General features: G+C 54.8%; 12 protein-coding genes. All 12 read left to right on the top strand.

The genetic code is table 11. The annotated features are described in order from the left end of the window. The first annotated feature begins 2 nt into the window (after positions 1 to 2). The 12 genes from AB8804_RS07965 to AB8804_RS07910 all read left to right on the top strand — a co-directional run bounded on the left by AB8804_RS07965 (position 3) and on the right by AB8804_RS07910 (position 13,658). The gene (locus AB8804_RS07965; RefSeq protein ID WP_371184918.1) at positions 3 to 1,163 is read left to right on the top strand and encodes a hypothetical protein; all 1,161 of its coding nucleotides are present in this window, start codon (positions 3 to 5) and stop codon (positions 1,161 to 1,163) included. Continuing rightward, on the top strand, positions 1,150 to 4,563 hold the full coding sequence (locus AB8804_RS07960; RefSeq protein WP_371184917.1) for an ImcF-related family protein: 3,414 nt from the start codon (positions 1,150 to 1,152) through the stop codon (positions 4,561 to 4,563). Before AB8804_RS07965 ends, AB8804_RS07960 begins: the two co-directional genes overlap by 14 nt. Then, positions 4,563 to 6,158 carry a type VI secretion system protein TssA gene (gene tssA, locus AB8804_RS07955; protein ID WP_371184916.1) on the top strand — a complete coding sequence of 532 codons (1,596 nt, stop codon included), beginning with the start codon at positions 4,563 to 4,565 and terminating at the stop codon, positions 6,156 to 6,158. Before AB8804_RS07960 ends, tssA begins: the two co-directional genes overlap by 1 nt. 20 nt (positions 6,159 to 6,178) lie before the next feature. Beyond that, positions 6,179 to 7,942 carry a type VI secretion system baseplate subunit TssF gene (tssF, locus tag AB8804_RS07950; RefSeq protein ID WP_371184915.1) on the top strand — a complete coding sequence of 588 codons (1,764 nt, stop codon included), beginning with the start codon at positions 6,179 to 6,181 and terminating at the stop codon, positions 7,940 to 7,942. Then, a complete protein-coding gene (gene tssG / locus AB8804_RS07945) occupies positions 7,897 to 9,000 on the top strand; it encodes a type VI secretion system baseplate subunit TssG (protein ID WP_371184914.1) in 1,104 nt (367 codons plus the stop codon). The genes tssF and tssG overlap by 46 nt, the downstream gene beginning before the upstream one ends. Then, entirely contained in the window at positions 8,981 to 9,517 is a 537-nt protein-coding gene (gene tssJ, locus AB8804_RS07940; RefSeq protein WP_371184951.1) for a type VI secretion system lipoprotein TssJ, read from the top strand. The genes tssG and tssJ overlap by 20 nt, the downstream gene beginning before the upstream one ends. Continuing rightward, complete coding sequence (gene tssE / locus AB8804_RS07935) at positions 9,510 to 9,962, top strand: type VI secretion system baseplate subunit TssE (protein WP_371184913.1); 453 nt, start codon at positions 9,510 to 9,512, stop codon at positions 9,960 to 9,962. The genes tssJ and tssE overlap by 8 nt, the downstream gene beginning before the upstream one ends. A gap of 14 nt (positions 9,963 to 9,976) precedes the next feature. Further along, positions 9,977 to 10,447: a hypothetical protein gene (locus AB8804_RS07930; RefSeq protein ID WP_371184912.1), complete on the top strand. Its 471-nt coding sequence runs from the start codon at positions 9,977 to 9,979 to the stop codon at positions 10,445 to 10,447. 229 nt (positions 10,448 to 10,676) lie between these two features. Beyond that, positions 10,677 to 11,363, top strand: a complete 687-nt coding sequence (locus tag AB8804_RS07925; protein ID WP_280029495.1) for a hypothetical protein — start codon at positions 10,677 to 10,679, stop codon at positions 11,361 to 11,363. Between the two features lie 171 nt (positions 11,364 to 11,534). Beyond that, the gene (gene yiaA, locus AB8804_RS07920) at positions 11,535 to 11,984 is read left to right on the top strand and encodes an inner membrane protein YiaA (protein ID WP_371184911.1); all 450 of its coding nucleotides are present in this window, start codon (positions 11,535 to 11,537) and stop codon (positions 11,982 to 11,984) included. A gap of 149 nt (positions 11,985 to 12,133) precedes the next feature. Beyond that, positions 12,134 to 12,736: a CDP-alcohol phosphatidyltransferase family protein gene (locus AB8804_RS07915; protein ID WP_371184910.1), complete on the top strand. Its 603-nt coding sequence runs from the start codon at positions 12,134 to 12,136 to the stop codon at positions 12,734 to 12,736. After that, complete coding sequence (locus tag AB8804_RS07910) at positions 12,729 to 13,658, top strand: phosphatidate cytidylyltransferase (RefSeq protein WP_280029499.1); 930 nt, start codon at positions 12,729 to 12,731, stop codon at positions 13,656 to 13,658. The genes AB8804_RS07915 and AB8804_RS07910 overlap by 8 nt, the downstream gene beginning before the upstream one ends. The last annotated feature ends 7 nt before the right edge of the window (positions 13,659 to 13,665 follow it).

The raw sequence follows: 13,665 nt of genomic DNA, 5'->3' as shown, positions 1-13,665 counted from the left end.
AAATGGGCTGGGAAAGGTCGAAAGCAACAACAACGGAATTGCCACCTGAGCCGTCGTTTTTTGGGTGGCTGATGGCTGGTGGTGTTGCTGCTGTTGTGGGGGTACTGCTGTTTATACTCCATGCTTCTGGTATGGTTAAAGCACTGGCTACATTCAATATCTGGTGGCTGGCAATCAGCCCTATGATTGGCTGGTTATTCCTGTTTTGTCTGCGTGGCTGGCTCTGGGGAAAAACGGTTGATGAACACCGTTTTTTGCTAAAGGAAGCTGAATACGGACAGCAGCAGTGGGAATCCTGGGCAGGGCGTTATCTGGCAGTGCTTGGCAGCAGTGCTCTGTTGCCTTCAGGTGTGACGTCTGATGCTATCGCGAAATCAGAGGTATCAGGCGCACCGCAACTTCTTTCACTGACCAGCCATTTTGGCGCTCAACCCGTAACTTTCGGCTCTCTGTTAGAGCTGGGTCTGGCTGGTGTGCAGAACGCAATCGCGACACTACCTGCTACCGTGCCACTTAATATTACTGTTGTGAGCGACAACAATTCTGCGGAATCTGCTTCTCAATTTCACAAAGTCTGGGGAAATCTATATCCCGATCGCGCTATCTCTGGTTCCGTTTCTTTTTGTGAAACCCTGTCTTTTGCCTGGGTTGAAGAGCGTCTTAAAAACCCGGTTCTGGATATCGATTTGATCCTAGTAATACAGCAGCATGGGGCCGGGCGATATTCCGATGCACTCGCAGCGATGGTACTTACCAGCGATGATGTTGCTGAAAAATACCAGCTTTCACACTCTGCCCGCATATTGCGACCGATGCCGCTGGACATGACTAATTTCAGGGCTGATATAGGTTTGTTCCTCGAAACACAAACGATCGCCTGTCAGACGTCAAACGTGTTTTGTGATTACGGGCACTGGAATGGCTGGTTTGCTGATCTAATGACCGCGTCTCAATCGCATCTGACACCATGGGTGCCCCAGGAAATTGATGTACTGGAAAAATATAACGGAATTCCTGGGGGCGGGAGTGCGTGGCTTTTAGCCACATTACTGGCCGACATAGTGTTCGTCAGCAACAAACCTGTTTTAGGGTTGTTTACCTCAGGTGCTGATCGTTTTGTCAGTACTGTTACCTCAGGGAGTGGAAATAATGATGCCGGGTAGTACATGGAGCAGAGGGGGGCTTGTCGGCATAATAGCCTGCATCTCAGCGATTATAGTGGCCTTGATCCTGCATTTGGGGCCCTCGTATGGCCTTGATACCCGACTGAAGCAAGTGCTTGCATTTGTTGCCGTATGGATAGTATTGCTAATTGTTTTCTATACGCCGTTCATGTTCCGGTACATGCGGGAAAAGTATCACCGCTGGCGGGAGCAGAAGAACAATGCGTTGCCTTCTGATGAATCAAGAGTTGCCCTGACTCCGCCACGCAACGTCACCGTTGATACCATCCGTGACGCCATGCGTAACCTCTACGGTCGACGCTGGGGCCGTAAAACACGCATTCTGCTGATAACTGGCACCGCCGCTGAAGTGGAGCAACTGACCCCAGGCCTGACGGGCCAGCTCTGGCAGGAAGATCGCGGCACGCTGCTGCTGTGGGGCGGTGACCTCAACACCCCTGCGGACAGTGCATGGCTGACTGCGCTGCGCAAACTGCGCCGTCGCCCGGTGGATGGTCTGGTGTGGGTCACTTCGGCCTTTGATCAGCTCTCAGCACCAGGGCTGGAACCGCCATTGCTGGTGCCGTCTGAAAGCACCATGGACTCCCTGTCTCATGCCATCAGCGCGCGTATGGAAACGCTTGGCTGGAAGCTTCCCCTGTATGTCTGGTCTCTGCATCCGCGCGCCGGTAAGCCGGAAGGCCGCATCGTACAGGCCACCGGCTGCCTGCTGCCTGCCGGTTGCGGTCCTGAAGATCTGGCTGAGCAGCTTTCAGCCCTGACGCCGGAACTGACTTCTCAGGGTTTGTTGCAAACCTGCGATGATGTAAAACACAACTTCCTGCTGACGCTTGCCGACCAGCTCATCCGTAAACCGGAGAGCGTGACCGCGCCATTGTCGGTGATGCTCAATCCGTATCGTCCGCTGCCGCTGGCCGGATTGGTGTTCAGTCAGCCTTCTTCCGGTGCTGAACGTAGCGTGCTGCACCACTGGGGTATGGATAAGCGCTGGGATGTCCTGCCTGAATCTGTTGGCATGCTTCCTGCCGCGCTGCGCCCCGTGAAACCTGGCATTGCGTGGCGCAGGGTGTTGGCGTCTGCTGCTGCGCTTACGATGGTGAGCTGGGCTGTGTGGATGAGCATTTCGTATGTCAACAACCGTAGCCAGATTGCTGGCGCAAATGCCCAGGCATCTCTTGCCGCCCGGGAGAATCAGCCGCTGGAGCAACGTCTGCATGCGCTGTCGGAACTGCAGAAGACCCTGGCTCGTCTTCAGTATCGCGCTGAGCATGGTGTGCCATGGTATGAACGTGCCGGACTCAGTCAGAATGATGCACTACTGACCGCACTCTGGCCCCGTTATCAGGACAGTGCACAGCCATTGTTAAGGGATGCGGCGGCAAACCATCTGCAGAAGCAGGTTAGTGCCTTTAACGCGCTGCCACCGGGTAGTCCGTTGCGGGAACAGATGGCAAAAAGTACCTATGACCAGCTCAAGCTCTACCTCATGCTGGCGCGCCCGGAGCATATGGACGCTACCTGGTTCAGCTCAGCTTTGCTGAACGACTGGCCGAAACGTAACGGTGTGAAAGACGCCGTCTGGCAGGGTGTGGCTCCGTCACTGCTGACGTTCTGGGGGGCGCAGCTGATTGCGCATCCGGAATGGAAGCTCCGTGCGGATGAGAGTATGGTCAGTCAGGCGCGCTCGCTGCTGGTTCGCCTGATGGGCGTGCGCAACAGCGAATCGACCCTGTACCAGAAGATGCTCTCTCAGGTGGCGCGCCTGTATGTCGATATGCGCCTCGAAGATATGACCGGTGATACCGATGCTTCCCGCCTGTTCAGTACCACCGAAATTGTGCCGGGCATGTTTACCCGCCAGGCCTGGGAACAGGCGGTACAGCCCGCTATTGAAAAAGTGGTGAAAGCTCGCCGGGATGAACTCGACTGGGTGCTCACGGACAGTAAGCGTCAGGTGAATCAACAGGATGAAACCTCACCGGAAGCGCTGAAGCAGCGGCTGACGGAGCGCTACTTCGCCGACTTTGGTGGTGCCTGGCTGGCGTTTTTGAACAGCCTGCGCTGGAACCCGGCTGCGACGCTGTCGGACTCCATTGATCAGTTGACGCTGATGGCCGATGTGCGCCAGTCCCCTCTGGTGGCGTTGATGAACACACTTAACATCCAGGGACGCACCGGACAGACCGGCGAGGCGATTTCCGACTCCTTGGTGAAATCCGCGAAGAATCTGCTGGGCGGTGACAACAAAGATGCCATTGACCAGAGTGCCGGTGTTCATGGTCCACTGGATGCGACCTTTGGTCCGGTACTGGCCCTGATGGACAAGAGCCGCACCGGTGCACAGGAACTGAGCCTGCAGTCATATCTGACCCGCGTGACGCAGGTCCGCCTGCGCCTTCAGCAGGTGACCAACGCCGCCGACCCGCAGGCGATGACTCAGACCATTGCCCAGACGGTATTCCAGGGCAAAGCCGTGGATCTGACCGAAACCCGTGACTACGGCAGTCTGATTGCCGCCGGTCTGGGACAGGAGTGGAGCGGATTTGGGCGGACGGTGTTTGTGAATCCCATGGAGCAGGCCTGGCAGCAGGTGCTGACCCCGGCGGCCGACAGCCTCAATGCCCAGTGGCAGCAGGCCGTCGTCAGTGAGTGGAATTCTGTGTTTGGTGGTCGCTATCCGTTTAATGATGCCAGCAGTGATGTTTCCCTGCCTCTGCTGGCGAAGTACCTTAACGCGGACTCCGGGCGTATTGCACAGTTCCTGCAGACCCGCTTGAAAGGTGTCCTGCATAAGGAAGGCAACCACTGGGTGCCGGACAGCATCAACTCGCAGGGGCTGACGTTTAACCCGGCATTCCTCAGTGCCATCAACACCCTTAGCCATATCTCGGATGTGGCCTTCACGGAAGGCAATGCCGGGATGAACTTTGAGCTGCGGCCGGGCACCGCCGATGGTGTGATGCAGACCGACATGATTATCGACAGCCAGAAGCTGACGTATGTGAATCAGCTGCCGGCGTGGAAGCGCTTCTCCTGGCCTGCAGATACTGAGGCTCCGGGGGCGAACCTGAGCTGGATTAGCACACAGGCAGGCACCCGTCAGTACGCCGATATCCCAGGTGCCTGGGGCTGGATCCGTCTGCTCGACAAAGCCGCGGTCAGTGCTTACCCGGGTGTCGGCAGCAGCTACAGCCTGAGCTGGAAGGCACAGGACGGTCGCATGCTCAATTACACCCTGCGTACCGAAGCCGGCGAAGGTCCGCTGGCGCTGCTGAAACTGCGTAATTTCCGTCTGCCGGAGACCATCTTCAGCACGACCGGCATTACGGCATCAGGCGAGGTCGCCAGTGCGGCCAGCGATGCAGAGGAGGTCCACTAATGAGCACGCTGAACACGTTACTGAGTGCCTGTCAGGCAGAGCAGGAACCATTACTTGTAGCAACCCGTGAGCGGGTGGCGCAGTGGGATAACTGGCTGCAGCCACTGTCCGGACCCTCGTCCGCTGGTGAAGATCCGGGCTATGATGATGATTTCCAGCAGATGCGTGAAGAGGTCAACAAACTCACTGGTGCAGACACCGAGCTTATCTGCCGTCTGGCGGAGAAGCTGCTGACCACCACTGCAAAAGACATTCGCGTCGCGACGTACTATTGCTGGGCGAAGCTGCACCGTGAAGGTGAGCAGGGGCTGGCCGAAGGACTCGAGCTACTGGCCGGACTACTGGCGCGCTTTGGATCACAACTGCATCCGCAGCGTGACCGCAGCCGTAAGGCGGCACTGGAATGGCTGGCCGGTTCGCGTATGACTGACTCCCTTTCCTTGTACCCTGAGGTGGTCAGGAACGATGCGATGCGAACCACCGGGGCGCTGTTGTTGATTGCGCAACTTACCGAAAATGAACCGGATGAAATACGCCCTGAGCTGAACGCGCTGTATGGTGCCCTGGAAAGCCGTCTGCAGAAAGCTGGCGGGGTGGATGCGGTGGTACCACAGAACGCGAGTACTACTGAAACACCTTCCATGGCGAGTCACAGCGATGCTCCGGCTATCGGGCGTATCACCTCCGGTCAGGATTTGCTGTCACAGGCCCGCACGCTCAGTGAATACCTGCGTGAGCAGCCCGATGGCTGGCTGTCAGCCCACCATCTGATGAAAAGCCTGCGTCATGACACCCTGCGGGCCATTCCGGCCCCGGACGCACAGGGGCGTACCCGTATCGAACCGCCAAGAGCGGATCAGCGTGCGTTACTCAAACGCCTCTACCTGCAGCAAAACTGGGCTGAAATGCTGGAAACGGCGGACAGCACCTTTTCCCGCGGTGCCAATCACCTGTGGCTGGATTTGCAGTGGTATATCCACCAGGCCCTGACGAAATCCGGGCAGGAGACGCTGGCTGACATCGTCGCGGCTGACCTTAAAGGACTGCTGACCCGCCTTTCCGGTCTCGAAACGCTGGCGTTCAGTGACGGAACACCGTTTGCGGACGAAGTGACGCTGAACTGGATAAAGCAGAGCGTGCTTGATACCACAGGCGGGTGGGGCAACGACACACCATCAGCCCCGGTTACCGCCGGTAACGATGACATTCTGGCACTGGAGCCTGAAGCGGTGGCGCTGGCGGACAGCGAAGGCCCGGATGCGGCGCTGAACTGGTTACAGAGCCGCCCCGGTATCACAACAACACGTCAGCGCTGGCTGTTGCGCCTGCTGATGGGTCGCATTGCTGAGCAGTACGGAAAAAATGACCTGGCGGTGCATCTGTTTGCAGAGCTGGGTGAGCGTGCAAGAGAAGTGACCCTCAGTGAGTGGGAGCCAGAGCTGCTGTTTGAGGTACAGGCCCGCCATCTGAAACTCCTGCGCCTGAAAGCCGGTCGCAGCGAGGCTGACAAAGCACGCCTTACGCCGGTGATGGACCAGCTGCTGGCCGGACTGATTACCGTTGACCCTGCTCGCGCCGCCGTACTTTGCGGTTAGATCCACAGGAATATGAATAAATGGAAGATTTAACCCTGCGTTATTACGACGCAGAAATGCGCTACCTGCGTGAAGCCGCGAAAGAGTTCGCGCAAACCCACCCCGATCGGGCGGCAATGCTCGACCTGGATAAGGCCGGTACGCCCGATCCGTATGTTGAACGCCTGCTTGAAGGGTTTGCCTTCTCGATGGGGCGGCTGCGCGAAAAAATTGACGACGATCTGCCGGAACTGACGGAAGGGCTGGTCAGCATGCTCTGGCCACACTATCTACGCACCATTCCGTCCCTCTCAGTGGTGGCACTCACTCCGGCGTTGCATGCTATGAAAATGGCGGAAGTGGTACCCGCGGGTCTTGAGATATATTCCCGTCCGGTAGGGCCGAAGAACACGGTCTGTCGTTACCGTACCACCCGGGATGTGATGCTCAATCCCCTGAGCGTTTCGGGCATTACCATGACGACTGAGCCTGACGGTCGTTCGCTGTTGCGGATGCGCTTTGCCTGTAGCAGCCAGGCAGACTGGTCCGGAGCTGACCTCAGCCCTCTGAGCCTGTATCTCGGGGCGGATGCCCCCGTCAGCAGCCAGCTGCATCTGATGCTGACCAAACGGCAGGCGGCGCTGTATATGCGCCTGCCTGGCCAGGCCGACCGTATCCGGCTTGACGGCTATTTCTCGCCGGGCGGGTTTGCTGAAGAGGACGGACTGTGGCCGAAAGGCGATACCGCCTTCAGCGGCTACCAGCTGCTGCTGGAGTACTTCACCTTCCGTGACAAGTTTATGTTTGTCCACCTCAACGGCCTGGATGGCATTACACCGCCTGCCGGAGCGGAGTATTTCGACATCGAAGTCGTGTTCAGCACACCGTGGCCATCAGAGCTGCCGGTCACCGATGACGCGGTTCGTCTGCACTGTGTGCCGGTGATTAACCTGTTCACACTGGAAGCTGACCCGCTCACCATTACCGGGCTTGAAAGTGAGTACCTGCTGCGCCCCAAACGTCTGCAGGACGGACACACCGAGATTTATTCGGTGGATTCGGTGACAGGCTCAAACCGGACCAGTGACGCAGAGTATGTGCCGTTCAGCAGCTTCCGCCACAAGGGGGGGATGATGCGTCGCCATGCACCGCCGCGCTATTACCACACGCGCGTGAAGCGCAGCGTGACCGGGCTGTATGACACCTGGCTTATCCTTGGCGGGCACCAGTGGGAAAATGACCGTCTGTTTGAGCGAGAAGCTGTCTCACTGCAAATTACCGGCACCAACGGTCAGTTACCTCGCAGGGCGCTGCAGAGCACGCTGCTGGACCGCTGTGAGCAGGTGGTGGATACGCAACTGACGGTGCGCAACCTCTGCAAGCCCACGCTGCCGGTTTATCCGCCTGTAGAAGACCGTTTCCACTGGCGGGTACTGAGTCACCTGGGCTCCGGGTTCCTGAATATGATGAGCACGGCTGAAGTGCTGCGCGGGACGCTAGCGCTCTATAACTGGCAGGAAGATGAACTGAACACCCGGCGTCTGGAGGCGATTCAGCATGTGGAGCACCATCGCCTTCAACGTTTTGAACAGGGCTACCTGCTTCGGGGGCTGGATATCGAAGTGACCCTCGACAGCAACGGTTTCACCGGTGAGGGCGACATCCATTTGTTCGGTGAAATGCTCAACCGTTTCTTCGCGTTGTATGCCGACATGAACCAGTTTAATCAGCTTACCCTTATCGTTCAGCCAGAAGGAAAATGCATCCGGTGGAAAGAGAATCACAGTCCGCGTCTGCCCGGCTGATAGCACAACTGGGGGACCGGCTGCCATATATCAACTTTTACCGCTTCTGCCAGTTGCTGGAGCAGAGCCAGCCAGACAACCCGGTTACGGGCAGTACCTGGCAGGTACGTCATGAACCGGTACGTTTTCGGCCACACCCGGGGATGGGCTTTCCGGCATCTGAAGTCAAAGGGATTGAGCAGTCTGAGCATTCGCATCTGTCGCCGACGGTACGCATCACCTTTATGGGGCTCTACGGCGTGGAGTCCCCGCTGCCAACGCACTATATCGATGACATTACCCAGCGCCGAGAAGGGTATGAGGCCACCGCAGATTTCCTCGATATCTTCAACCACCGGCTGATTGCCCAGTACTACCGTATCTGGCGTAAATATTCATACCCGGCGACTTTCGAAGAGGGCGGTAAGGACAAAACCTCGCAGTATCTGCTGGGGCTGGCCGGGCTCGGCATTGACGGCTGCACGGACAGTATCGCGACCCCGGCTTCGCGCTTTCTGGCGCTGTTGCCGGTCATGTTATTGCCCGGACGTACCGCAGAAGGTATGGCCTCACTGGTGCGCCTGCTGGCACCCAACACGCTGGCGAAAATCTGGCACCATGACAAACGCCGTGTGCCGCTAAAGAAGCGACTGACCATGAGCGTCAGCCAGCCCGTCACCCTGACAAACCGACCGGTGATGGGCAGTTATGCCACCGACGTGAACAGCCAGGTGCTGATGCGCCTGACAACCTCTGACCCGGCTGAAGTACAGGGCTGGTTACCGGGCGGTGAGCTTCACTCGGATTTAATGGCGCTGCTGCATGTCTATCTTGGCTCCCGCCTCGATGTGCGTCTGCAGCTGTGTGTCGACCGTAGCCTGCTGCCGGACGCGACAATGAGCACTAAACCCGACGCCGGAGCAGTGCAACTGGGTCGTACCGCCGTGATGCGGCCGCTGAATGCGGCAAACACAGTCACGCACCCCAAAACTATAACCATCAATCTTGGCCGCTATGAGCGGGTACAGGAAAATATTCACCGCAGGGAGACCGATGAAGATGGCGATTACCGCTGGTAAATTTCCTCTGGCTGCGCTGGCCGCTGGTATCACCTTGATGCTGGCGGGGTGCGGGCTGACTCAAAAAGTGACAGACGGCACCATTGCCGTGACCAAATCGATATTTTATAAACAGGTAAAAACCCTGCACCTTGATATCCGCGCCCGCGAGGCCGTGAACAGCAATGCCGGTGGTGTGCCGTTGTCGACGGTGGTGCGTATTTATCAGCTAAAGGACCGCAAGACCTTCGACAGCACGGACTACCCGTCCCTGTTTAAAGCCGACAGCCAGGCTATTAAAGCAGACCTGGTGGCAGAGAAAGATATCCGCCTGCAGCCGGGTGGCGCGGTGACGGTCGATATGCCGATGGAGGAAAATGCGCAGTACGTGGCGGTGGCCGGAATGTTTATGTCGCCGGACCAGGTGAACAACACCTGGCGCGTAGTCCTGAGCCGTGATGACCTCGATCCGGATAAAGCCCGGATGATTGAGGCCGGTAACAACCGCCTGACCCTGAAGGCACTTAAAGATGAGTGAGTCATTCCGTCCTTCACTGTATGAAACTCTTTATGGCAATTTCACCGGCGGTCTCGACCTGCATCAGGTCAGCGAGCAGAACCAGGTCATTTTGTCCGTACTCGACAATATGCAGCGTATCCTCAACTGTCGTGCCGGCACGCTGGCGCATCTGCCGGACTATGGCCTGCCGGATATGACCAAAATTCTGCAGGGCATGTCGGGTACCGCCCATGAGCTGATGGGTACCCTGTCGGCTGTTTTGCTCAAATATGAGCCGCGTCTGAAAAGTATCAATGTTATTCTGCTCGACGAGGAAATCCCCGGCGAATTGCGTTACGCCATTGATGCAGAACTTAGCGGTATTGGTCTGGTGCGCTATGGCACTGAGTTTATGCCGGAGGGGCGTGTAATGTTACGCCATCTTAAGCAACAGCAGTATATCGATACTGCAACCCGTCAGTAAGGCCAGAGAACACCATGTCAGTAAAAGCACAGTTCCTCAAAAAACTGCAGGCCAGACAGCCTGCCCCGGTCTCGTTTACCAGCAAGACTCTGGCCGATATCGCAGAATTTCGCCTGCGAATGACTAAACTTCAGGAGCAGATGGACGCGTGGCTGGAAAGTACCGGACTGAGCGTGGAGGCGTACAGTACATCTGTTACGGACCTGCTGGTTGAGGGGAGAGTATTTGATATTGATGCTCTCGTTCTGCGTATCGACGACCGGTCTGTAAAATTTGTGCCGGTATTCCTTTATGGTCAGGGTGTAACCGGGTGCGTGGAGGCGACCTTCCATAATGGAGGACTCGTGACGCCTCTGGGGCGATTATTTATGCGGTCAGGCACGGTGAACAACTGGACCTTTACTCCGTCTGGTGCTTTATCCCACCATGGGCAGGTTTATGATGAAAGCACGTTTTTTGGTTTGATTCTGGCGCTCCTTCCATAGCGGAACCGGAATGAGTAATAGTTTGTTTACTTGTCAGTCATTGCATATTTACATGGAGAAACACTCAAAGCTGACGGGGGGAAATCCCGAAATAACTTACAGATCTGGAAATGCGTAAATCCACTTACGCAACGTTCACTCCTCTTTTATATTGCGATTAAACCTGGATGAGTGGGGCGGCGTCAATCGATAGTTCTGAGATATTAATACCGCTTATGAGGGAATGGTTTTGGATAATTTTGTAAGAAAAATGGTTAATGGTCTTTCGTTAGTTCTAACCATACTGGCATTATCGGGTTGTGCAACAAAAAAACTGAAAAATGACATAAAAGACCATGAAAATGGCCGGGCGTTGTATAGCAATGATGTGCTCACTGCGGCAACCATCACCGAATCGGGAAAGGGAAATTATAGCTGGGTGTTTATTGGCAATAATTTTGATTATGCCCTTACCTCGGGCGCCAGTGATTTTTTACGCGCACTGGTGTCTGGTAAAGTTGACAAGACCAGGGTCAGGGTATCTGAAGATGGTACCTTCATGTTGAATAAAGAAAAAAATCAGTTCAGTGGGGAGATTACCCTGAAATATAGCTATCGGGATAAATCTGAGAAGATGCTAATCTTAAATATCCTCAAATTAACAGAGTGGTATTGTCCTGGTAATAATAACGGTGCTGGTGAGTGCGAAATCAGGCTTTCTGGTTTGCATGGCACCATACATCAAAAAGCGCAAGTTCCGGCTGATGTCTTCCAGTTTGACCATCCGATTAAGGTGAAATTCTATACCCACAATACTCTCTCTACGAAACGACTTCTCTATCCAGCTGCTGTGGCAACTGATGTCGTGCTTTCTCCTCTGTACCTCCTGGGAGGTGTTGCTGTATTAACGGTCTATGGTGTCATTTTGCTGCACTGATGGCCTGCAATAATTCACCGTTGAGGTCTTAAAGTCGACTCACAAAGAGGCTGTCGGCTTCCAGAGGGCGTGCTGGTGTATTTACCAGACGTCCGCGTTGAGGCGAATAAACTAACGGACTATTTAATCATGAGATTCACTCAATCTAAAAAATAAGGATAGAAGTTATCTATGAAATCTAACGTGAAAACATCTTCGCCAGCATTCAATATCATGTCCTGGATCGCACTGGTCGGCGGTATCCTTGTATATCTGATTGGACTTTGGCGTTCGGATATGATGCTGAATGAAAAAGGCTATTATTTTGCAGTCATGCTGTTGGGGGTATTTTCTTCCATTTCGTTACAGAAAACCGTGCGGGATCGAGTGGAAGAAATCCCGACGAGTCAGATCTATTATGTCTCTTGCGTGGCTTCTTTTGCCATTTCCATTATTTTGCTTGCGATTGGTCTATGGAATGCGGATTTATTACCAAGCGAAAAAGGGTTTTATGCTATTGCCTACTTTCTTTGCTTGTTTGGCTCCATTTCGGTACAGAAAAATGTGCGTGATAATCAAGGTGAACCAGATAGCATTATCTACAGCGGCTTGAGTAAAAAAGAAACTGTTGAGGAAGATTAATGAGAAAGCGTGCAGGTATACCTGCACGCCATTAAGTTAATGGTGATGTGATTTGACGTCATGGTTACCATATTCAACTTATTAATGGTAATGGGCATTGAAATGCAAGATGTTAAATTTTTCTGATAAATGGACTGTCAAATTACAATATGACTCTTTACGATATTAAACCAAAATTTCAGGATTTATTACGACCAATAGTCCGTATGTTGTTTATCCGGGGGGTTACGGCCAATCAGGTCACCGTCAGCGCGGCAATTATCTCAATGGTCCTAGGTGCAGTGTTGATGCTCTTTCCCGAACCCCGTCTCTATATTTTATTACCTATCTATCTGTTTGTCCGTATGGCGCTGAATGCCATCGACGGCATGTTAGCGCGGGAGTTTAACCAGCAGTCCAGGCTTGGGGCGATCCTCAATGAAATCGGCGACATTATCGCGGATGCCGCGCTCTATCTCGCATTTGCTTTTGTGACCGGGGTTTGTCCTTGGCTGGTCGTGCTGGTGGTGTTGCTGTCGTGGCTGACAGAATTTTGCGGCGTCATGGCCCAGACGCTGACGGGCAGCCGAAATTATCGTGGTCCGATGGGTAAAAGCGACCGCGCCTTTGTTCTGGGGGCGCTAGGTTTGTTAATCGCGCTTTGGCCGCAGTATATCGTCGTTGCCAATATCGTCTTTGGTGCCTCGGCGGTGCTGCTGGCCTGGACCTCAATCAACCGCTGCCGCAGTGCATTGGAGGTCAAATATGCCTGATTCTCTGCACACGTTGTATTACTGCCTTGGCGGGATCTTCAGCGTTTTAGTGCTGGCAACCGTTATCATCTTCGCCTTAAAAAAATGTCGCCCGCAACGTGACTGGCTGGAGCTTCAGCAACGGGTCAACAGTTGGTGGGTCATCGTTGGCTTATTTTCACTGGCGATGCTCTCACCAAAAGGGCTGGCGCTCACCTTCTTTGGACTTCTCAGCTTCCTGTCACTGAAGGAATATCTGACCCTGGCACCGACTCGCCGCTCCGACAGCGTGCCGTTGCTGTGGATGTATGCCGCGATCCCGCTGCAATACATTTGGGTGGGCATGTCGTGGTACGGCATGTTCATTATCTTCATCCCGATTTACGTCTTTCTGTTCCTGCCCGCCCGCATGGTGCTCGTCGGTGATACGAGGGGGTTCCTGCATTCTGCGTCCGTCATGCACTGGGGCATGATGACAACGGTCTTTGCTTTAAGCCACGTTGCGTTTCTGATGATGTTGCCTGGCGTGGATACCAAAGCGGGTGCACTGCTGGTGATATTCCTGGTGGCAACCACTGAGCTTAACGATATTGCGCAATATCTGTGGGGAAAATCGCTGGGGAAAATCAAAGTCACGCCGAAGGTAAGCCCGAATAAAACGCTGGCCGGATTGCTGGGTGGCATGCTGACCACCACGCTGCTGGCGGCCATTTTCGGCCCGCTGCTGACGCCGATGAACTGGATCCACTCGCTGGGTGCCGGGGTGATTATCGGCCTGAGCGGATTCTGCGGCGATGTGGTGATGTCGGCCATCAAGCGCGATTTTGGTGTGAAAGACTCCGGTAAATTGCTGCCGGGGCACGGCGGCATCCTTGACCGTCTGGATTCGCTGATTTACACCGCGCCGCTGTTCTTCCACTTCTATTACTACTTCTACGTATAAGGGGCGC

This window comes from Enterobacter sp. KBR-315C3_2022, from assembly GCF_041399425.1.
GTDB lineage: Bacteria > Pseudomonadota > Gammaproteobacteria > Enterobacterales > Enterobacteriaceae > Enterobacter.
Note: the sequence above shows the minus strand (reverse complement) of the source record. Positions and strands in the feature narration are given on the sequence as shown.